Annotated in this window: 22 protein-coding genes; 15 read left to right on the forward strand and 7 right to left on the reverse strand. The window is 39.7% G+C overall.

The window, feature by feature from the left end:
- The first annotated feature begins 82 nt into the window (after positions 1 to 82).
- From AY633_RS16205 to AY633_RS16215, 4 genes are all read left to right on the forward strand, one after another.
- Entirely contained in the window at positions 83 to 571 is a 489-nt protein-coding gene (locus tag AY633_RS16205; protein WP_068489225.1) for an NUDIX domain-containing protein, read from the forward strand.
- Between the two features lie 57 nt (positions 572 to 628).
- Positions 629 to 1645: a DUF389 domain-containing protein gene (locus AY633_RS16210; RefSeq protein WP_082799268.1), complete on the forward strand. Its 1017-nt coding sequence runs from the start codon at positions 629 to 631 to the stop codon at positions 1643 to 1645.
- Between the two features lie 227 nt (positions 1646 to 1872).
- Positions 1873 to 2010 carry a hypothetical protein gene (locus AY633_RS16710; protein WP_186008790.1) on the forward strand — a complete coding sequence of 46 codons (138 nt, stop codon included), beginning with the start codon at positions 1873 to 1875 and terminating at the stop codon, positions 2008 to 2010.
- Positions 2011 to 2205: 195 nt separating this feature from the next.
- On the forward strand, positions 2206 to 2862 hold the full coding sequence (locus AY633_RS16215; RefSeq protein ID WP_068489229.1) for a hypothetical protein: 657 nt from the start codon (positions 2206 to 2208) through the stop codon (positions 2860 to 2862).
- Positions 2863 to 3072: 210 nt separating this feature from the next.
- Here the strand turns inward: AY633_RS16215 and AY633_RS16220 are convergent, their stop codons facing one another.
- Positions 3073 to 4728, reverse strand: coding sequence for an ABC transporter substrate-binding protein (locus AY633_RS16220; RefSeq protein ID WP_068489231.1), 1656 nt, complete (start codon positions 4726 to 4728; stop codon positions 3073 to 3075).
- 97 nt (positions 4729 to 4825) lie between these two features.
- On the opposite strand from AY633_RS16220, the gene AY633_RS16225 reads away from it, so the two are divergent.
- From AY633_RS16225 to AY633_RS16265, 9 genes are all read left to right on the forward strand, one after another.
- Complete coding sequence (locus tag AY633_RS16225) at positions 4826 to 6079, forward strand: MDR family MFS transporter (protein ID WP_068489233.1); 1254 nt, start codon at positions 4826 to 4828, stop codon at positions 6077 to 6079.
- Positions 6080 to 6161: 82 nt separating this feature from the next.
- On the forward strand, positions 6162 to 6674 hold the full coding sequence (locus AY633_RS16230) for an NUDIX hydrolase (protein WP_068489235.1): 513 nt from the start codon (positions 6162 to 6164) through the stop codon (positions 6672 to 6674).
- An 85-nt stretch (positions 6675 to 6759) separates the two neighbouring features.
- The gene (locus AY633_RS16235) at positions 6760 to 7560 is read left to right on the forward strand and encodes a phosphotransferase (protein ID WP_068489237.1); all 801 of its coding nucleotides are present in this window, start codon (positions 6760 to 6762) and stop codon (positions 7558 to 7560) included.
- Between the two features lie 85 nt (positions 7561 to 7645).
- Positions 7646 to 8005, forward strand: a complete 360-nt coding sequence (locus AY633_RS16240) for a hypothetical protein (RefSeq protein ID WP_068489239.1) — start codon at positions 7646 to 7648, stop codon at positions 8003 to 8005.
- Between the two features lie 110 nt (positions 8006 to 8115).
- A complete protein-coding gene (locus tag AY633_RS16245; RefSeq protein ID WP_068489241.1) occupies positions 8116 to 8556 on the forward strand; it encodes a GNAT family N-acetyltransferase in 441 nt (146 codons plus the stop codon).
- Positions 8557 to 8562: 6 nt separating this feature from the next.
- On the forward strand, positions 8563 to 8772 hold the full coding sequence (locus tag AY633_RS16715) for a hypothetical protein (protein ID WP_186008791.1): 210 nt from the start codon (positions 8563 to 8565) through the stop codon (positions 8770 to 8772).
- Positions 8773 to 8774: 2 nt separating this feature from the next.
- On the forward strand, positions 8775 to 9350 hold the full coding sequence (locus tag AY633_RS16250) for a GNAT family N-acetyltransferase (RefSeq protein ID WP_068489243.1): 576 nt from the start codon (positions 8775 to 8777) through the stop codon (positions 9348 to 9350).
- 676 nt (positions 9351 to 10026) lie between these two features.
- The gene (locus AY633_RS16260) at positions 10027 to 10797 is read left to right on the forward strand and encodes an SDR family NAD(P)-dependent oxidoreductase (RefSeq protein WP_222101839.1); all 771 of its coding nucleotides are present in this window, start codon (positions 10027 to 10029) and stop codon (positions 10795 to 10797) included.
- Positions 10798 to 11275: 478 nt separating this feature from the next.
- Complete coding sequence (locus AY633_RS16265) at positions 11276 to 11812, forward strand: site-2 protease family protein (RefSeq protein ID WP_068489249.1); 537 nt, start codon at positions 11276 to 11278, stop codon at positions 11810 to 11812.
- A gap of 127 nt (positions 11813 to 11939) precedes the next feature.
- Here AY633_RS16265 and AY633_RS16720 read toward each other — a convergent pair whose 3' ends face one another.
- The 5 genes from AY633_RS16720 to aac(6') all read right to left on the reverse strand — a co-directional run bounded on the left by AY633_RS16720 (position 11940) and on the right by aac(6') (position 15064).
- A complete protein-coding gene (locus AY633_RS16720; RefSeq protein ID WP_186008792.1) occupies positions 11940 to 12110 on the reverse strand; it encodes a hypothetical protein in 171 nt (56 codons plus the stop codon).
- A gap of 173 nt (positions 12111 to 12283) precedes the next feature.
- Complete coding sequence (locus tag AY633_RS16270; protein WP_068489251.1) at positions 12284 to 12811, reverse strand: GNAT family N-acetyltransferase; 528 nt, start codon at positions 12809 to 12811, stop codon at positions 12284 to 12286.
- A 59-nt stretch (positions 12812 to 12870) separates the two neighbouring features.
- Positions 12871 to 13524, reverse strand: a complete 654-nt coding sequence (locus tag AY633_RS16275; RefSeq protein ID WP_068489253.1) for an alpha/beta family hydrolase — start codon at positions 13522 to 13524, stop codon at positions 12871 to 12873.
- Positions 13525 to 13960: 436 nt separating this feature from the next.
- Positions 13961 to 14617, reverse strand: coding sequence for a Type 1 glutamine amidotransferase-like domain-containing protein (locus AY633_RS16280; protein WP_068489255.1), 657 nt, complete (start codon positions 14615 to 14617; stop codon positions 13961 to 13963).
- A gap of 12 nt (positions 14618 to 14629) precedes the next feature.
- Positions 14630 to 15064 carry an aminoglycoside 6'-N-acetyltransferase gene (gene aac(6') / locus AY633_RS16285; protein WP_068489257.1) on the reverse strand — a complete coding sequence of 145 codons (435 nt, stop codon included), beginning with the start codon at positions 15062 to 15064 and terminating at the stop codon, positions 14630 to 14632.
- Positions 15065 to 15517: 453 nt separating this feature from the next.
- On the opposite strand from aac(6'), the gene AY633_RS16855 reads away from it, so the two are divergent.
- Together AY633_RS16855 and AY633_RS16295 are read left to right on the forward strand one after the other, a co-directional pair.
- The gene (locus AY633_RS16855; RefSeq protein WP_260804611.1) at positions 15518 to 15694 is read left to right on the forward strand and encodes a hypothetical protein; all 177 of its coding nucleotides are present in this window, start codon (positions 15518 to 15520) and stop codon (positions 15692 to 15694) included.
- A 273-nt stretch (positions 15695 to 15967) separates the two neighbouring features.
- Positions 15968 to 16270, forward strand: a complete 303-nt coding sequence (locus AY633_RS16295) for a hypothetical protein (protein WP_068489259.1) — start codon at positions 15968 to 15970, stop codon at positions 16268 to 16270.
- 774 nt (positions 16271 to 17044) lie between these two features.
- Here the strand turns inward: AY633_RS16295 and AY633_RS16300 are convergent.
- The gene (locus tag AY633_RS16300) at positions 17045 to 18235 is read right to left on the reverse strand and encodes a hypothetical protein (RefSeq protein WP_186008793.1); all 1191 of its coding nucleotides are present in this window, start codon (positions 18233 to 18235) and stop codon (positions 17045 to 17047) included.
- Between the last annotated feature and the right edge of the window lie 63 nt (positions 18236 to 18298).

Raw genomic sequence — 18298 nt, forward strand, 5'->3', positions numbered from 1 at the left:
CGAGGGGAAAGGTTCAACGTATTTGGCATGCGTTGAATTCTTTCTTCTCGGGCCTTTTTATTATGAGAAGGAGGTTTATGGGATGAAAAAGATCGATGAGTTAAAAGCGGGGGTCGCGGTGGTAATCCTAAATGAACAGAAGCAAGTCTTGTTGCAGAAAAGAGCGGATGTACAATTATGGGGCATTCCTTCAGGACATGTGGAGATAGGCGAAACAGTTGCTGAGGCAGCTATTCGCGAAGTAAAAGAGGAGACTAATTTGGAGGTGAAAATTACCAAGTTAATAGGAGTGTACTCGGATCCTGATTCACAGGTTTTTGCATATCCAAAAGGCCAAACAGTGCATTTTATCACGACTTGCTTTCTTGCTGAAATTACAGGGGGAACTTTGCAATGCAATTCGAGTGAGTCGGTAGATGTTAAGTTCTTTAAAGCAAAAGAGCTTCCAGTTGACTTACTGAAGATGCATCCTGAGTGGTTGAACGATGCACTAGCTATGAACGAAGCAGCATTTATCCATAGCTTAAATAAGCGATTTTGGCTTAAAGAGGAGATGGAGAAGACAAGGTAGAAGTATATAAAGCATAATAAGGAAAACTTGGAATCGGGAAAGTGTTGTTTGATCTTAATGGACTTTATAGTGATTTTATTGAAAGGCGGAATGTCTATGCAATACAATCTGAAAGAGATCAGGAGCAATGTCGATGATGAATTGTCAATTAAGTCAAGCAACGCAGTGATTTTGATGTGTGCCATTTTCATCGCGTCCATCGGTTTAAACTTGAACTCTATTCCGGTGGTGATCGGCGCGATGCTTATTTCACCGTTAATGAACCCAATACTTGGGCTTGGTCTATCGTTAGGGATATCCGACATGAGCTTGTTTTACAAGGCATTGCGTCTACTAGGAGTCCAGTTGGGAATCAGTATATTGACTTCCTTCCTTTATTTTTCATTTTCCCCGATTACGCAAGCCAGTGATGAAATTATTGCCAGAACTTTCCCGACCATTTGGGATGTGTTGATCGCTTTTGCTGGAGGAACAGCAGGCTGGATTGGCTTGCGCAAGAAGGTTGCGAATAATATCGTGCCAGGGGTCGCTATTGCAACAGCACTGATGCCGCCAGTTTGTACGATAGGTTATGCTTTATCGGCTCAGGACCTGTCGTATTTTATAGGGGCAGGCTACCTCTTCCTAATAAACTGCAGTTTCATTTTAATTGCGACCTTTATCGGCGTGAAAGTATTGCTTCGCAGCGATAAAAGCTTGCAGCTGACGAAGAAAAAACGCATCAATACGTATATCGCCGTCTTAACGTTTTTAGTTGCGATACCAAGCCTATTCAGTGCTTATGTGTTAATACGCCAAGACTTGGAAACTCTCAATATGGAACGTTTTATTGATGAAGAATTCAAGGAAACAGTCGTCCTCAATTATGTCTATGATGACGATCGCCAGCTCTTAATTGTAACAACTTTGGGCAATCGATTCGATGAGATTGAAAGAGAGGAATTGAATGATAGTTTATCGAATTACGGGTTTGACGAATTAGAACTGACATTAATACAAATACCAGACTTAAATCAATTAGATAAACAAGGTTTGGAAGAGCTATTCCAAAGTCGAACTTTATGGCAATGGTGATTTAGGGGATTTTCAATTACGTACCCAGCTCCAAACATTCAAGGTTCACAGGCATTTGTCTTCATGTTTAGGGCGAATGAATACCATGACGAGTAAGAATGAAATATTTACTAATAAATATTTACTTTCCAAATTCTAGTGGTAATCTATTAATAACTAAAACAATCAATCAATGCTTTCACCGAATTTAGTTTTTAGTTACAGTCTAGTTAAGGAGCGAAGTCCCGGTGTCTCGAGAAAGTATAAAATTGATTTTATCGATCGCAATTATTCTATTAGTTGTGGGTCTTGGCATGTATTTGCAAAACAGTAATGCCCCGGTTTATGGCATCCCAGGACTTCTAGAGCCGTTTCTCGAAAAATAGAGCAATCAGCTGAAAACTCATTCCATTAGATGCTTTTTACTGATGAAATGGGTTTTTATCGACTGAAAAGCCAAGCCATCAAGTTCAATTAAGCTATCTTAAGACTTCAGAAGAAGGCATGAAAGATGAATTTTCATCGTCTCGGTAACGGAGAGGGATAAAAATCCTATTAAAGATTATGAAAGGACGGAGCCAATGATAAAAAACAAAGCGGGGTTTATTGTTTCGTTTATTGTATTCGCTATATGTATGACCCTGTTTTTCCCGTTCCCGAATGGTGTATTGAATAATGCCAATTTCATCTTTATGTCGTTTCCGATACAAGATTACAATGGCTATAATTTTTTAGGCGTGTTTGGATCTATTTTATTTATTGTCGCAATTATTTTATTGTTTAACAGCCTAGAGAAATACCGATTTCGAACTGTGTTTGCAGTAGTCATAGTTTATATGGTTTTACCAAGTCTATTGATTATTGCGTATCAGGAAACCTTAGCAACTGGTGTTTCAGCCATTTCGTATGATGGAAACGGGCATTGCAGCTTTGAAGCCATAACTGAAAATGAGGTGATGGGCGGCGAGTGTGATTTAGTCTTGCACAATCGCAGCAATGAAGCTGTGACCATTGAATTGGAATTTATGGATTCGGTTTTCAGGGAGGACGATATGCGGATGGCCTCGCTGATGAACTTGGCGGGTCCACATCTAATGACGATAGACGCCAATAGCCAACAATCCATTCATTTAGAAGAACTACTCGACATATCGGACGTTTCCAATCACATCTATTCAGGTGAGGCTTTTGGAATACATATTAAAGTGGTTGATGGCGAGAAATCGAGGATTTTATAAGCCAGTCAAAATTATACTTAATTTTATAAACAAAAGGGAGAATGGATGCTATAAAAGCAGCAGCCATTCTCCCTTTCATATACAGCAAAGCCAAGGTTTTCGTACGCAGTAACCAGCAACTATAAAGAAAAAAGTCGTAATAAATATGCCAAATCTAAGCAGCAATCAATGATAGTCGGATGTTTCTATTTCAAAAGTTAAAAAAACAGCTTATTCAATTCTTGGCCGCACCCATAAATTAGAATAATCAACATACCCGAAATGGGTGATGGTAATATTCATTAAATCCGCAGAGAAGGGAACTTGCCGCTTTTCATAGTAGAGCGGAATCATGATTGAGGATTCAATCAAGGCTTTTTCCACCTGCAAGTTCAAAGCAGTCCATTCGCCAAAAGGGGTTTGGGCATACCGTTCAAGTAATGCGAGCACTTGTTGATTTTTCGATATATTCGCTGCCAGCGGCGAGTAGCTGTTTTTAAGAAAATAGAAAAATGAAAAGTTCTGATTCATTTCGAGTACTTCTCCGTGTAAGAAGAGATCCCCTTGCTGGTCGAGCCCGTGATCCAACAACTTTTCGGCAAATGACATCCACTGGATTTGCACAGGGATGCCTTCTTTTTCAAGTGCATCTTTTAACCAGATTGCGGATTTTTCGTAATGCTTGACCGCCTTTAAGACTAGGGCTTGCGTAATATGAGGGCGTTCTATTTTTTGCATGGTGTATTGCTGATCATAGCCGGCTAAGCAACTCTTAGCGTTCGGCAAAGCCCTGGGATGATAATCGCTGATTGAATGCCGATGTTTCGCGATAACATAGTGAACGTAATCCCGTACTTCTTGCCGTTGGATGTCTGTCGGGCGAAACGCATTCATGACGACGATACCAAACCCTGCATCACTCTCCACTTGAAATGTGGCTTCATCTTTTGGGTGGTTTGCGGAGTGATAGGTGATTTCAAAGTCTCTTGGAACTTGTACGAAGTCCACAACATCTAACAAAGGCCTTTTAAGAAAATAATCGCTAAAGGCTTTTAATGAGGTTTTGTCTTCGCTGTTTTCTGCTTCATAAAAGGGACCCGTGCCCCATACCTTGTCGCCGCTTTCTTTGTAAATGCTGGCGTTCATCATGCCGAGCATCTGAAGGCAATAGCTGCAGCCTTTTGGAAAATAGAAATCCACAACGAATGTAGCGGCCGCTTTTACGCTAGTGACAGGCTCCCACAATGATTTGAAATAAGGATGGGCCCGTAACCGGTCAAGGCACGCGACGACGTCCCCGGCAGATAAAGTGGTGCCATCGTGAAATTTGACTCCTTTATGCAAATAAATTCGAAGCCGTGTCGCTTGAAGGTCCCAAGTATGGGCGATTTCAGGGGACACCACACCGTTTTCGTCGACGGATACGAGGCGGTTGAAAACATTGGCGACCATATTGGCACTTTGCATGTCGATGGCTTCCAAAGGATGTAAGGTCAGCAATTTGTGCCGCCTTGGAACGATCAACCTATCGACTTCATCTGTATCCTGGAAATAGCCAAACTTCAAGCGAAATTGATTGAGCAGTCTCAATTTGCTTTCACGCGACCAATCATACAACAAGTATTTACTGCTTTCCTCTACCGCTTGTTGATCAATGATTTCCATAAACTGTTCTTCGTAGATTGCTTCCACATCTTTCAGCCAAACCAATGCGGATAAATTGCCTCTGCCGCGTCCTGCGGTATAGTCAAACCAGCCCTCGCTCATCCATTTCTTGATGTATCGAGAGGTCTGTTTCGTACTGAAGCCCAAGGTCTTGGCGATTTCTTCATGTTTAACATTTCCTGAAGGCACTGCTTTCCACAATGCTAATAAATGCTTATCCATTCCAAACTCCTTTAAAAGTAGACACATTTACAAAACTTGTCCATTTTTCTGTTATTTCGCTTGGTTTAATATACAGAATATGGAGGGGGAATTCAAGATGAAATGGAAAGAATATCCACGAAACATCAAAGTACGCTTGATTACATCATTTTTCAATCGGGCGGTGGCCTCCGCAGTCATGCCGTTTATGGCCTTGTTCTTCGCACAAGAGATTGGGAGAGTTGCAGCGGGCCTGTTCTTGATTTTAACGGTCATCATCGGTTTCGTGATTAATTTGGTGGGCGGCTATCTTTCCGATCGCTTGCCGAGAAAGAAAGTGTTGATCGCCACGTCTTCGCTAAGCGCCTTGTTTTTTGGCGTGATGACCGTCAGTTTAGTACCGGAATCGAATTGGATTTGGCTGTTTGCTTTTGCATATATCGCTTTTATCATCACCAGCAGCCTAGGAAGACCCGCTATTCATGCCATTATTATCGATTCCACTACACCGGAAAACCGCAAAGCCGTCTATGCGATTGATTATTGGTTAGTCAATTTATCACTGGCTGTAGGTGCGGCATTGGGCGGGCTGTTGTACATGAATCATCAAATCGAATTGTTTCTGTTATTGTCCATTACCTCGTCTTGCTTGCCCGTCGCTTATGCGATTTGGCTAGAAAACTCACAAGCGAGCCGTTTGGAAAAACAACACGACAATGTCTTTCTCGATGTGATTCAAAATTACCAAGTGGCATTTCGAGATAAGCCTTTTGTAAAAGTCGTCATGGGATCGATGTTCATCTTTGCCGCTGAGTTTTCGTTAAACAGCTATATCGGCGTACGCTTAGCAGAAAGCTTTCAGACGATTTCGATTGAAGGATTCAAAATTGGCGGCGTCCGGATGCTGAGCCTGCTCAATATCCAAAACATGCTGCTGGTCGTGTGCTTTACATTTCTCATCAGTAAGCTCACAGATCGCTTTGACAAAAAGAAAGTCCTTCTGTATGGACTAATCATTTATAGTGTCGGCTATATTGTCATGACTTCAGCCAATTCCTGGTATTTGCTGCTGCTGTTCAGTGTTGTCGCCACTCTAGGGGAATTGATGTACTCACCTGTTCGAAACGCGGAACAAGCGAATATGATGCCGGCCGATAAAAGAGGCTCTTACTCCGCATTTTCCGGAATCTCTTTTAGCGGAGCGGATATGATTGCCCGCTCCACCATTATTCTCGGCGCATTCTTGATTCCGACGATGATGTCCGTATACATGGGGCTCATTTTGATGTTTGGTACCATGCTTGTGTATACAGGGTTATTTGGTAGACAAGCTGAAAGTGAAACATTCGCAGCGACTAAGACGAGCTTATGAGCAGTCGTTAAAAGGTTTAGTACTAAATGGAAGAGAAGTAAGAAGGCAATTCGATAAAGTATAAGTGAGAGGAGGCTAAAAAATGGAAGTATGGGATCTAGTAGATGCAACGAGACAGCCATTGAATAAATTACATACTCGCGGAGAAGAACTATCACCGGATGAGTTTCATGTCGTGGTGGAAATATATACGATCAATGCCGACGGCCGGATGTTAGTGACCAGACGTGACGCCAACAAGACGTACCCCTTGCTGTGGGAAAGCACAGGAGGTTCGGTGCATGCAGGAGAAAGCAGCGTAGAAGGGGCAGTCAGAGAGCTTGCCGAAGAAACCGGGATAGTTGTCGCTGCCTCTGAGCTTCGATACTTAGGTGAGAGATCGAAAGGCAAATCATTTTTGGACAGCTATTTGTTCAAAAGCACTAAACCTATTGAGATTAATGAATTGACCCTGCAGCCAGGCGAGGTTTGTGATGCCAAATGGGTCTCCTGTGAAGAGCTCGCGGAAATGAATCGCACTGGCCAAATTGTTCCGCCGGTATGGGAGAGATATCAAGTAGTTTGGGAAGAATTAAAGGCTGTTGGTTTCCGGTAATGGCGATGGATCTATACGTTTGGAGAAGGATTGTAAGGCTACATAGCAGCTGGGGTGCTCAATCGAAATTCAGGGAGGTAAGCAAATGCCCGCCAAATGGGATAAGGAAAAACTAACGGGCGGCAATGTTTCAGATGTGCATCGACTAGGAAACACAGTCCACCGAGACCTAAAACCCGAAAGTCTTCAAATTCAACTACTCTTGCATCATTTAGAGAAAAAAGAGTTTAAGCATGCGCCGCAAATATTGGGTACGGATAATGGCAAAGAAATATTAACATATTTGGATGGGGAAGCCGGCAATTATCCGCTTAAAGAATATATGTGGTCAGATGAAGCTCTGGCAGAGATAGCCAAAATATTGAGGCTTTACCATGATTCAGTAAGTGATTTTTCGTTTGATGCAAACTGGAAGCCGCTGGATCATACACCCCCTCCATATGAGCTTATATGCCACAACGATTTCGCCGTATATAACATCATTTTTAAAAACGAGAAACCGATAGGCATAATTGATTTCGACAATGCTGCGCCCGGTCCTAGACTTTGGGATATTGTTTATGCGCTTTATACTTGCGTCCCATTATCTAGGTACTACCTGTCACCTTTAAACGGACAAAAAGTCTATTATGATGCCACTCAAGACGAACGGATAAAACAGCGGATAGCTTTATTCTTTGAAGCCTACGGACAGGAAGTGGCAGAAAATTTATTGGAAATGGCGGTCCAGAGGTTAGAAGCTTTGTGTAAGACCATTCTCAGAAAAGCGGATGAAGGGGATTTGGCATTTGTAAGCATGATAAAAGAGGGGCATTTGGAACATTACCAAAAAGATATTAACTTTATCCGGAAAAATGGATATAAATGGATTTCGGTAGAACTATAAAAAGGGCGATTGAAAGGCATCTTTCCTATCTGCTTTAGCCTAAAAATCACGTATATAGATTCATTTTCTATAAGGAGGTTTCAATATGAGACTAAGTGGAAAAGAAATGGAAGTGAAAATTATGGAAACCAATTATATCGATACGCAATTGGTTGATTTAATTTATGATATGAAACAACAGTTAGTCACAATTAAATACCAAGCAAACGGCCAGAACGAGAAAGAGCACGCTATTGAGTTCAAATCTTGTTTTTCAGCCAACTTTAATATCTGGTTGGAAGATATGAAAGGAAGCATTCCACAATCTCCCGATGAACTAGCTTACTTTTTTCACAACATTACTATTGAAGATATTGAAATTAATGGCGTGTTACTCTACCAATGTAAAATGATTATTCCAATGATGGATTGCCAAATAAAATGCAAATCAATTCAAATTTTATAGGGACGCAGGAATTTTAGCGTTCAGATCTCTAAAACTTGGGGTCCTAAAATAACTAGTAACAACCAAACCCTAGTACATAACGTCAAATCCTTTAGAGGAGATTACAAAATATGATCATTAGAAAAGCCGTTCCAAGTGATTTGAATACGATCCTTTCCCTGGCCCCACAAGCTATTTATGATGGAACCTTAGGCGAAGTAATGCCTTCTGAAGAGAAAGCCAGGAGCATGTCTAAAGCTTTGCTAGAAAAAGGTGGCTTTTATCTACTTGCCGTTGAGCAGGATGAAATTCTGGGATGGGTGCTAGTAGGTGCTACGAAGGATTCATTTACGGAGCAAGCGCTTGGCTTTATCTACGAGCTGTACATCCGCAAACCATACCGCGGCCAAGGGCACTCAAAGCCATTGATGAAGGCAGCTATTGAGTATTTCCAGCAACAAGGATATACAGAAGTTCGATTAAGTGCAAGAGTGGACAACCAAGCTATAAGTCTGTACGAGGACTTAGGATTTACGACGAAAAATGTCAGCATGAGCTTGAATCTCGAATAAAGCGAAATGAGTTGCTCAGCAAAAGTTAAAGGAGAAATTGGCAATGTTGTCATAACCATTGATTATCTGGGCAGCGCTATTAGTGATCTAAGTTATTTTGGTTTTGTACGTTACGGTGTAGATCGGGTACAAAAATCCCAAAATAACCATGAGCAAGTTTCATCTTTTATGAAAAAAGCTCCAGAGTTTTCTAAACCATTATTGAAAAGAGGGTAACTATGTATATCGAAACACACTTAAAGAACATGCCAACATTCGAAACCGATCGTCTTATCTTACGGAAAGTGACCGTATCTGATTTAGAGGATGTGTTCGAATTCTCATCGGACCCCGAAGTGGCAAAGCGCATGACGTGGGAGAAAAACGACTCTAAAGAAGAGACCTTAGCCAATTTCCTACAGCCGACGGTAGATGGATATAATCAAGGGCAAAGCGGCGTGTGGGCTATTGTTTGTAAAAAGAACAAGAAAGTCAGCGGCACCTGTTCACTAGTCGCTTGGTCGAACGAACACGAAAAAGCTGAAATTGGATACGTGTTAAACCGGAACTTCTGGGGAACCGGGATCGCGACAGAAGCACTCCAGGAAGTATTGACATACGCTTTTGGCACGCTTCAGTTGAACCGGATTGAAGGCGGCTGCGATGTGGACAATATCGGTTCTGAAAAAGTCATGCTGAAAGCCGGCATGAGCTTTGAAGGAGTATTAAGAAAAAATGAGCGCATCAAAGGAGAATTTCGGGATACCAAAATTTTCTCGATCTTGAAAAGTGAATTTGATTCGGTGCCTGCATAGTTATAAGTAGGCCGGCTGATGTTCCAAAAGATCAGATTGCCGCAAAATAAGAGAGCAAGGTGTGTCAAGATGAAGGATTTAACAACGAGATTGATTAGCGTGCTTTTTGCGATTCCCATCATGCTGTTGGTTAATCTAGCCATTACATATTTGAGCGGGGGCCTTGCGCCTTATAAAGGAGAGGGCGTGGATTATAGCTGACCGCTTTGGCTAGGGCTGTTTGTTACTGGAGTGTATTCCTTTCCAATCTATCTGGTTTTAGGTATTCCAGTTTCGTATCTAGTCGATGCTCTTTCCAGTAATAGGTATGGCTACAGTTATTCGGATAAACTAATTATGTATCTATTGGTCTGTATCATTTTAATGTATCTACTGATTCGTAAAGAAGACATATTTACATTAGGGCCGGTCATAATGGTGATCGTACCTGTTATGAGCTACTTTCATGTTCTTTATTTTATGAAAAAGAGAAAATCGGTACTCATGAAAAATGGTTCACTTAGCTAAATAAAGTACTTTGGCTAATAAAGACAGGTTCAAAAGAGTTATTGGTCGCCATGTTTGTGGAATGGGACAAGGGGAATTTATTGATAGAAAACCATGTCACTTTTGAAGAGCCAACCGCTTCGATAACCATCTGTTAATATCAGTAAAAAAGAAAGCAGGAGGAATCCAAATGAAAATATTGATCACAGGTGCAACCGACGGCATTGGTTTAGCGACAGCTAAAAAGTTAACGCAGCAAGGCCATCATGTTCTGCTTCATGGCCGAAATCCAGCCAAATTGAAAGCTGTAGCTAAAGAGCTTGGGGAAGACAAGACCGAACAATGGGTAGCTGATTTTTCGAAGCTTGCGGAAGTAAAAGAGCTCGCGGAAAAAATCGCGGACAAGCACAAACACTTGGATGTCTTAATTAATAATGCAGGAGTTTTTAATGCAACCGATACTGTGACGGATGATGGACTGGATATCCGGTTTGCGGTCAATACAGTAGCGCCTTATCTATTAACTAAGTCCTTGCTGTCATTAATGGATGAGTCGGGCCGTATTATTAACTTGTCTTCTGCCGCACAACAGCCGTTGGACATGGAAGCACTCATGGGAGAAAAAAAGATAAGCGATGGCCAAGCCTATGCACAAAGCAAACTGGGTTTGACGATGTGGTCCATAGAGCTTGCTAAGCACATAACACCAGTAGTTGTGGCGATTAACCCCAAATCGCTTCTCGGTACGAAAATGGTTAAAAAAGCGTTTGGCACGGAAGGGCACGACCTGACTATCGGTGCTGATATTTTGTGCCGGGCTGCGTTAACAGAAGAATTCGCCGATGCTGATGGGAAATATTACGACAACGATCAGGAAGCTTTTGGCGAACCCCATCCAGATGCAAAAAATGCACAAAAAGCCACTGAGCTTATGAAACGTATGGATTCACTCTTCGAGTAGAGATTAAACTCGCCATCTGGTGGGTTTTTTTAGTTTTGTTCGAAAAAAGCAGTTAATTTCTAATAAGCGTCTTTAATTGTGGGAAAATTCATCACATTATACTGTACTTGAATTCGATAAATGGTAAAATAAGTATATGTGGAAGTGAAATGTTATGAAAAATGAATTGCTTGGACTTGAATTGCAATTAGAGCTTGAAATACGAAAGGGGAGTGCCTGAGTGAACAGGCGAAAAAAGAAGGATACGAACAAAAGTGATTTTTGGGATGTCATAATCTTTTGGTTTCCGGAACTGCTCTTTTTCCCAATAAGGGTGCTATGGATGGCATTGAGGGGAATGGGCAAATTCGTGCGAGGATACTTTGACCTGGTCTAGCTGCTCGAGAAACTCAAATGGGTAGGGGGAAATGAATCATTTGCGTAAGATCTTGTACAGAGGGTGTTCAACAAATTTATAGAAGGGGGGGAATAGAATTTGATGTGGTTACTGGAAATCATAACGGTTCTGCTGATCATTTCATGTTCGCTGTTCATACATGAAATGGGGCATGCAGTTGCGGCCGTTACAGCGAGTAAAAATTCCAAGGTTGAAGTGTTTCTTGGTACATCCAGCAAAACGAATAAATTAAGGCTGCGAATCGGGAGGATCACTTGTTATTTGACGATTGCCTTATCGGGTTTTTGCAATTATCGCATAGCGAACGAATTCCCATCCTTTACATACAAGCAAAAGATTTTTTTCTTTATGGGAGGGCCCATCGCATCACTGCTGATCTCAACAGCGTTGTTCATTGTCTCTTTTTCTGTTTCTGGAGTAGCCGGCAATATTCTCATCAACAGCGCAGCAGCCAACTTTTTTCTCTTTATCACTTCAATGATTCCATGGACGTATCCGGCGTTTCTAGGAGGACTTCCAAGTGATGGCTTACAGGTGTTAAATTTGATGAAAACAAATCGGAAAGACCGAACGGTACGTACTGAAGTAAAGGATGCCTTTTACGCTAATAAAGAGTAATCCAGTGGGCCAGATATATAATTACATAAACGATGAGAGGGGAATGCTCATATTCGAGCTTTCCCCTCTCAATTTTGTCATCTAAGTTTTTTTGCCAGTAAACCTCAACATTTCTTGGACAGAATCTTTACCTGTCATGTTGTTCTTCGTTTTTCCGGTAATTCTCTTTCAAGGTGGTATTGATATTGATCAAAGCCATCAATATAAAGCCAAGCATGATAAACGTGATGATTTCTCCAGTGATAATAGATACAATCCCCAATATCACGGCATACACTCCGTACCATCTAGTATTCATATGTAAGATCTCTCCCTTCATTCTCAGAATGGCATTTACTTAATGGTACCATAATACCCAATATTTCCAATTTAAAAGGGAGCGTATAGGAGTTTCTGATTTGAAGGGAGAGGCTCACTGTTCAATCCATATCACCTTAAATTTAAGAAATAAATTCAATAATCGTGTGAAAATCAGTTCGCTGCTAGTCCGGCTTCATTTTTATTGAGTGAATATACGTACACCAGTTTGTGCTCATCACTATATTCTTGTACGAAGCGCATGGGCGATTTTTCCAGCAATTTAATGGAATGCTCGTTTTCCACATAGGCTTCGGCGATCACTTCTTGCGCACCTAAATTCTCAAAAGCATAAGTTAGCAGCCCCTGTATAATTTCAAGACCGAATCCATTTCCCCAATGCTGTTCTAAAAATCTGTATCCAATCTCAACGCATCTTGGCTCTGTTAGCTCTGTAGCACAAGAGCCGATAAATATATCGGTTCCATCAAATTTTTTAGCTATAGCCATGATCGTTCTCGTCGGCATAGTTTTAGAATACGAGTGGATAATATTTTCGAACTCGACTTTATTCTCTTCTCGTGTATTCGCTTTACCAGTTGTGTATTTCATTACCTTAGAGCTGGTTTGCATTTTATTAAATTCATCAAAGTCTTTTCGCTCAAAATTTCTTACGGCTAATCGTTCAGTTTCAAAATACAAAAGGCCACCTCCGTTTTTTTCTATGGCAATAGAAAGCTTAGGGGCTCAGCAAACATTCTTCATGATGGACTTTGACCAGAGGGAACGGTATTTTGCAACCAGTGAACCATCAACTCGATGATGATCTCTTGTTGTTCACTGACGGTTAACTGTGCCTCATTGTCACCAGACTGACTGCCATATACGCCAAAATATGCGTGGTTTCCACCCGGTATTTCAATGAATTCCGTTTTCTCGGGCAAGTTTGAGCTGTTTTCATCAATTTTTTCTGGCGTGCTTAAGCCATCTTCTGAACCGCTGATGGACAGAACGGGCAAGTTGGATTCTTTTAGGTGATCATTGCTGGCTGCATATGCTCCAAGCAATATGAGCCCGTTGATACTATCTAAATGTTGATCGGCATACATCGCGGCTGCGGCGCCGCCCATAGAATGGCCCGAGATATACCATTCGAGACTGTCCTCTTTCTCGATGATTTCATCAGCTTTTGAAACATCCAGAATGGCTAGATTTAATCTGACAGAAGGGATAGCGACGGTGATGTTTTGTTTGGACAGCTCCTGCGCTAAATAGGCATATGCTTCAGGCTCCACTTTTGCGCCAGGGTAGAGGATTAAACCTTTATCAGCATTGGCAGCTCGATAGATATACCATCCATCTTTAGCCTGGACGGCATCTTCTATTTCAATTTGACTGGCATCAATCGCTTCCAATGTATTTTGACTCCATATGAAAAAAATACTAAAGCTCAGAATTACGACTATCCCTAGAGCAATACTGAACGTGAACAATGTTTTTTTAGTTAGGAATTTTTTCATCAGTATGACTAAACTATTTAAATTTGATACAAGCAGAAAGAATCGATCCACTAAACAAAAATTATAAATAGCTCCCTTTCTAATTTTTTTAATGTCGATTACTTTTAGTGTAACGTAACATTTAATCTAACTTAAATTGAAGTAATAGAGAAGACCAGGATGGTAGCCTTTTGATGGAGAACGTAAAACATCTTATGTAATGGATGAATGAACTGAGTAAGATTTTTTTCATGAAATTAAGTCATCACTATGAATAGAATGCGATCAGATGACCCCGATATCACCGGCGTCATCTTTTTTATTTTCCGTAACTTATTTCACATACGAGACCCTAGAGCGTTTTCTCTAACTTCTGCATTTTTGAGTGGGAAAGTATATATATATCCCCAAAAACATCAATTTTATCTGCCTTTATGCGCAGTGCACAATCCTTATTCGATGCATACACTTTCATTTCTTCTGATAGGGAGGAGAGTTCGTTTTGAAATAGTGCCATTTTATTTTCAAGATCAAAGTGAGACAGAATAGAAAAATTGCCAAGACCAATTCCGTTGTAGATAGTGTCTTTTTCAACTGAATAGCCAAAGTTTTTTGAACCTAGCCACTTAGCTGCCATATTGATCGCACCAGCGCTTGCCCCAATAACAACGGCATTGCTTTTTCGGATACACTCCGGCAATTCGTAAGCCATCAAAAAATCATTCTGTTGGAGTGTATCGCCACCCAGTAAGAAAATAACCGAAGCATGTTGGATGAGTGCGTGGGCAGCGTCTTTCTCTACGCGATAATCGATCAAATGGTAATCAGGGAACGCAATACCGGCATGGTCAAGCCAGGAGCGCTCAGTAGCACCATCTGCCTCATTGTCTGAGGGAGTCGAGCTAATCATCACAAGTGATTTTCTATTCGTGATATCCTGCCGCAACACTTCGCTTAGATGCTCGGGGAACATGTCGGTAAACCAGCCTAAATAATACTGAGTATTCATGAATACCTCTCTTCATAAATCTTTTTTGAAACAAATAATACGATTAGCTTCAACAAATCCCAATTTCAAATGCATCGCCAGGCTTTGCTTATTTTCCAATTCACAGTCACTGGCAAATTCACGACATCCTTTTTCCTTAGACCATTTCTCACAATCATCCACGAGTTTTTTTGCAAAGCCCTGCTTGCGAAATTCCTTTTTTACGAAAAGCCCCTCTAAATAACCAACAGGGCTCGAACTGGTCCCTTCAACATAATCATATCGTAGCTGACATTGAGCAAATCCAATTACTTCGTCATTTTGATAGGCTATGAAAACATTGGAGTCGTCCTGAAGAATAAGTTGTCTCATTTCTCGAACAAATTCCTCTAGTGTGTGATCTGGCCAAAGTAATAAAGCGAGTTTTGCAGCCTCCGCTGCTTCCTGTAGTGTTGCAGATTTCAGCATACAGAAACCTCCTATTTAGGATTTAATTCAATTTGAACTCTAGTTTTTGAGAGACACTAGCTATTCTTTTTTTAAATCTCTACTTAGATTGTGTTCATACTTAGTTTCAAGGAGGTGGAAAATGAAAAATGTTATGAGGATAATGGTTGGAGTTGAGCTATGCTTTATTAATCCGAAGTATGGCAAGATCATTGATAAAAGTATCAATATTGTTGTTGCGATTCGAACAATAATAAAATGTTTATGATCCAATTAACTTCCTCCTTGTCTTTCTATAAATATACCATCTAAGTATAGAAAATAGAGGATTATCGATAGGAAATCTCTTTAAACAAATCTTCAATAGTAATTGAAAGTCACTTACAGCCATGTTTGACATTTTATTTGCTAAGACGTGGCTGCAGCATTTTGTGCTACCCTTTAAATAGTCATATTATATAGGGGGAACTATAAATGAGACAGGCCGAATTTGAACGTTTTCTAGTGGACAGTGAAGCGATACAAAGCAAGAAAAAAGCTGTGGTTTCTCGCATAGTAAAAGCATTAAAGGTCGAACGTGAATTGAAGGTCAATCTGGATAACATAGTTGATGATGATGAGAAAACATACGAGTTGCTGTTAAAAATTTGAAGGAATATGAATGAAGTGAACGGGGTCTATCAAAATTCGGTTCGAAAATATTATCTATTCGCTAACGGAGAAGAGTTTCCAAGATTGAATCATTACGAAAAAGGAAAATATCGTTCTTGATATTGCCTTCTTTTATTTCGTATTTGGCGGATGGTGGGGTGCCTACGCTTTAAACTTGAAATCGAGTTTGCTCAATATGTATCAAACATTTATCATTGGATGCCACCCTTCAATTGGTTATAATTACATAACCAACTGAAGGGTGGCGTTGTAATGGGGAGAAAAAGTAAAACCAAAGAAGAGCTTGATGAAATATTTACTGATACGGAACTATTGAATATTGCTAATTACCTAACTATAAGAAATGAAGTAACCGAATTTGATGTTGAAATGTATGGAAAAGATAAAAATGAATATAAAGATCGTTTGTTGAATACTTTAATAGCGGTTGACGATCAAGATCCTCTTATAGAAAAAATCGAAAAATTGTCTATTCCTGAAAGCGAAAGATTGATTGAACTGGCCAAAGAGCGTAAAGAAGAAAATAATGAAAATTTGCATTATCCAACTGATTGAACAAATTTCAGCTGTTTATAAAATAGCGACTCTTTATTTTAATTACGCCATATTTAGATCATTATGCTTCGTGAAGAAAGTAAAGGATTCTTCCCTTGTTTCATAAAATTAAGTCTTTGATTGTTATTGTAATGGCAAATCGGCAAGTTCAGCCGGAAAGCATGAGCTCTAAAAGCTTGAAAGATTATCATTTAACACTGCAAATTTTTCCGGATTACTTGAAAAGGTGGACTGATGAAATATTTTTAGCAGGATTTCTTCGGCCACCGCAACGCAGAGTTACGCAGTCCTGTCAGGCTTTCGAAAAAGAGAACAGCACAAAAGAATTTGATTCAATAGATTTTAAAGAGTGTCCATGCGGGCGCTCTTTTCTAATTAAAGGGTCTCTCCTTTCTCCTATCAAATACAATTTATGTAGGAGAAGGGGGAAGACGCACGAAAGACACGTTAGTCAAAAGTTGGATCATCTATGAATGACCGGGCAATAAAGTGGTTATTCATTATAGGTTTAATGGTATGTGGATAATCGTATTAGAGGATTGTCGACACTATTCTCATTTCCAAACAAATAACTTGCTTGTTCTTACTTACTCCGCAGAAATTTTCGCTATTAAAATCTCCTTCATTTCGTTCTTAAAACAAAAGCAAAAGCAAAAAAAGAGTAGCCAGAGCCACTCTTTTCTAAAACGTTACTCATAAATCACAACCGTTAATTGAAGATCAAAATAATTTGACCAAATAAACACCACAAAAACTAACAGGTATCCGTTTATATTAAATAAAATAGCCTGTGAAATCTGATATCCCATTTGATCGATAAACGCTAGGATCATTCAATAAATCAACAAACAAAATTTCATTTTTATTTTCCATCTTACTAAACAAAAATGCATCCAAAACGTACCTCTTAATTGATAAGTCTTTTTCCATTATTAACTCACCCGGTAGTATTGAGTGTTTTACCAATCCTTCGAAATATTCCTCTCCTATAATATAGTTATCACTTCCATCTAGGTATTGTGTTATTTTTTCAAATTCGTAGCCTCTAGCTCGAATTCCTATTCTAGTAATCTCTCGATTCATATTTTCTAAATTATTTTTAATTTCATTGAAGATTTTTTTTAAATGCTCATTATAAGCCTCTAGAATATTACCACCAAAATCATATTTTTTAGCATTAGCGGCTACCCTAAACATTTCTTTAAAGTATAGAAGTAAAAACTCATAGCCACCATTGAGAACGCCAAACCTTTTATTATTTTCCTGTAGTAGTACTTGTACATCTTCTACTAAATCATCATTTTTTAATGTTATAGAAACTCCCTTATACGAAGCTTCTAATGTATATGTTACTTCTGACACTTTTTGGGTTAATGTTACCAAGGTGTCGTATCTCTCACGAACAAAAATATTTAAATTCTCTAAACTAATTCCTAATACTTCACTAGGCTCATATCCAGGGGAATTATTATAAATCTGTACTACAAAGTCATCTTCATCTGGCATACCAAAGGCTGGCCAACTTGCATAGAATTTACCTCCTTTTTGCCTTTCACCATCTATACCCGCATTCAAATCAATTGAATGCATTCCAAATACAGCTCTTATATGTTTGAAAAAAACATCATCGCTTACAGGCTTTGAAAAAATCTCATCGCTTTTTTTATATGGATAACTAATTTGAGTAGAGCCTACGTTGATAGCTTCTAAAACTTTATGTAATAACTTAACAGAATCAACGATTTGATCAATTACAATAATGTACTGTAATAAAGCTATGGAGTTTTTATGATTATACCCAAACCCCTTCAACTTAATATCCATATTACTTGTACCTTCTACGCCTACACATATCCAATCCATTGCTGAGTATATAGCATTCATTTGATTCGAATTATCAATGTTTTCGCATAGATAAATGAACTGCTTGTTTTTATTTACCTCTTCTCTATGGTAAGTCAACACAAAATCAAACAACTTTTTTAAGGGAAGACAGCCGGTAAGCAACCGGACTGAGGTAGCCTAACG

Source organism: Planococcus maritimus, from assembly GCF_001592825.1.
GTDB classification, from domain to species: domain Bacteria; phylum Bacillota; class Bacilli; order Bacillales_A; family Planococcaceae; genus Planococcus; species Planococcus maritimus_C.

What these genes read in the sequence shown, in the direction of transcription:
- AY633_RS16205 (WP_068489225.1), top strand. Translation starts at nt 83, where the DNA reads ATGAAAAAGATCGATGAGTTAAAAGCGGGGGTCGCGGTGGTAATCCTA.
- AY633_RS16210 (WP_082799268.1), top strand. Translation starts at nt 629, where the DNA reads ATGGACTTTATAGTGATTTTATTGAAAGGCGGAATGTCTATGCAATAC.
- AY633_RS16215 (WP_068489229.1), top strand. Translation starts at nt 2,206, where the DNA reads ATGATAAAAAACAAAGCGGGGTTTATTGTTTCGTTTATTGTATTCGCT.
- AY633_RS16220 (WP_068489231.1), bottom strand. Translation starts at nt 4,728, where the DNA reads ATGGATAAGCATTTATTAGCATTGTGGAAAGCAGTGCCTTCAGGAAAT.
- AY633_RS16225 (WP_068489233.1), top strand. Translation starts at nt 4,826, where the DNA reads ATGAAATGGAAAGAATATCCACGAAACATCAAAGTACGCTTGATTACA.
- AY633_RS16230 (WP_068489235.1), top strand. Translation starts at nt 6,162, where the DNA reads ATGGAAGTATGGGATCTAGTAGATGCAACGAGACAGCCATTGAATAAA.
- AY633_RS16235 (WP_068489237.1), top strand. Translation starts at nt 6,760, where the DNA reads ATGCCCGCCAAATGGGATAAGGAAAAACTAACGGGCGGCAATGTTTCA.
- AY633_RS16240 (WP_068489239.1), top strand. Translation starts at nt 7,646, where the DNA reads ATGAGACTAAGTGGAAAAGAAATGGAAGTGAAAATTATGGAAACCAAT.
- AY633_RS16245 (WP_068489241.1), top strand. Translation starts at nt 8,116, where the DNA reads ATGATCATTAGAAAAGCCGTTCCAAGTGATTTGAATACGATCCTTTCC.
- AY633_RS16715 (WP_186008791.1), top strand. Translation starts at nt 8,563, where the DNA reads ATGAGTTGCTCAGCAAAAGTTAAAGGAGAAATTGGCAATGTTGTCATA.
- AY633_RS16250 (WP_068489243.1), top strand. Translation starts at nt 8,775, where the DNA reads ATGTATATCGAAACACACTTAAAGAACATGCCAACATTCGAAACCGAT.
- AY633_RS16260 (WP_222101839.1), top strand. Translation starts at nt 10,027, where the DNA reads ATGAAAATATTGATCACAGGTGCAACCGACGGCATTGGTTTAGCGACA.
- AY633_RS16265 (WP_068489249.1), top strand. Translation starts at nt 11,276, where the DNA reads ATGTGGTTACTGGAAATCATAACGGTTCTGCTGATCATTTCATGTTCG.
- AY633_RS16720 (WP_186008792.1), bottom strand. Translation starts at nt 12,110, where the DNA reads ATGAATACTAGATGGTACGGAGTGTATGCCGTGATATTGGGGATTGTA.
- AY633_RS16280 (WP_068489255.1), bottom strand. Translation starts at nt 14,617, where the DNA reads ATGAATACTCAGTATTATTTAGGCTGGTTTACCGACATGTTCCCCGAG.
- AY633_RS16855 (WP_260804611.1), top strand. Translation starts at nt 15,518, where the DNA reads ATGAGACAGGCCGAATTTGAACGTTTTCTAGTGGACAGTGAAGCGATA.
- AY633_RS16295 (WP_068489259.1), top strand. Translation starts at nt 15,968, where the DNA reads ATGGGGAGAAAAAGTAAAACCAAAGAAGAGCTTGATGAAATATTTACT.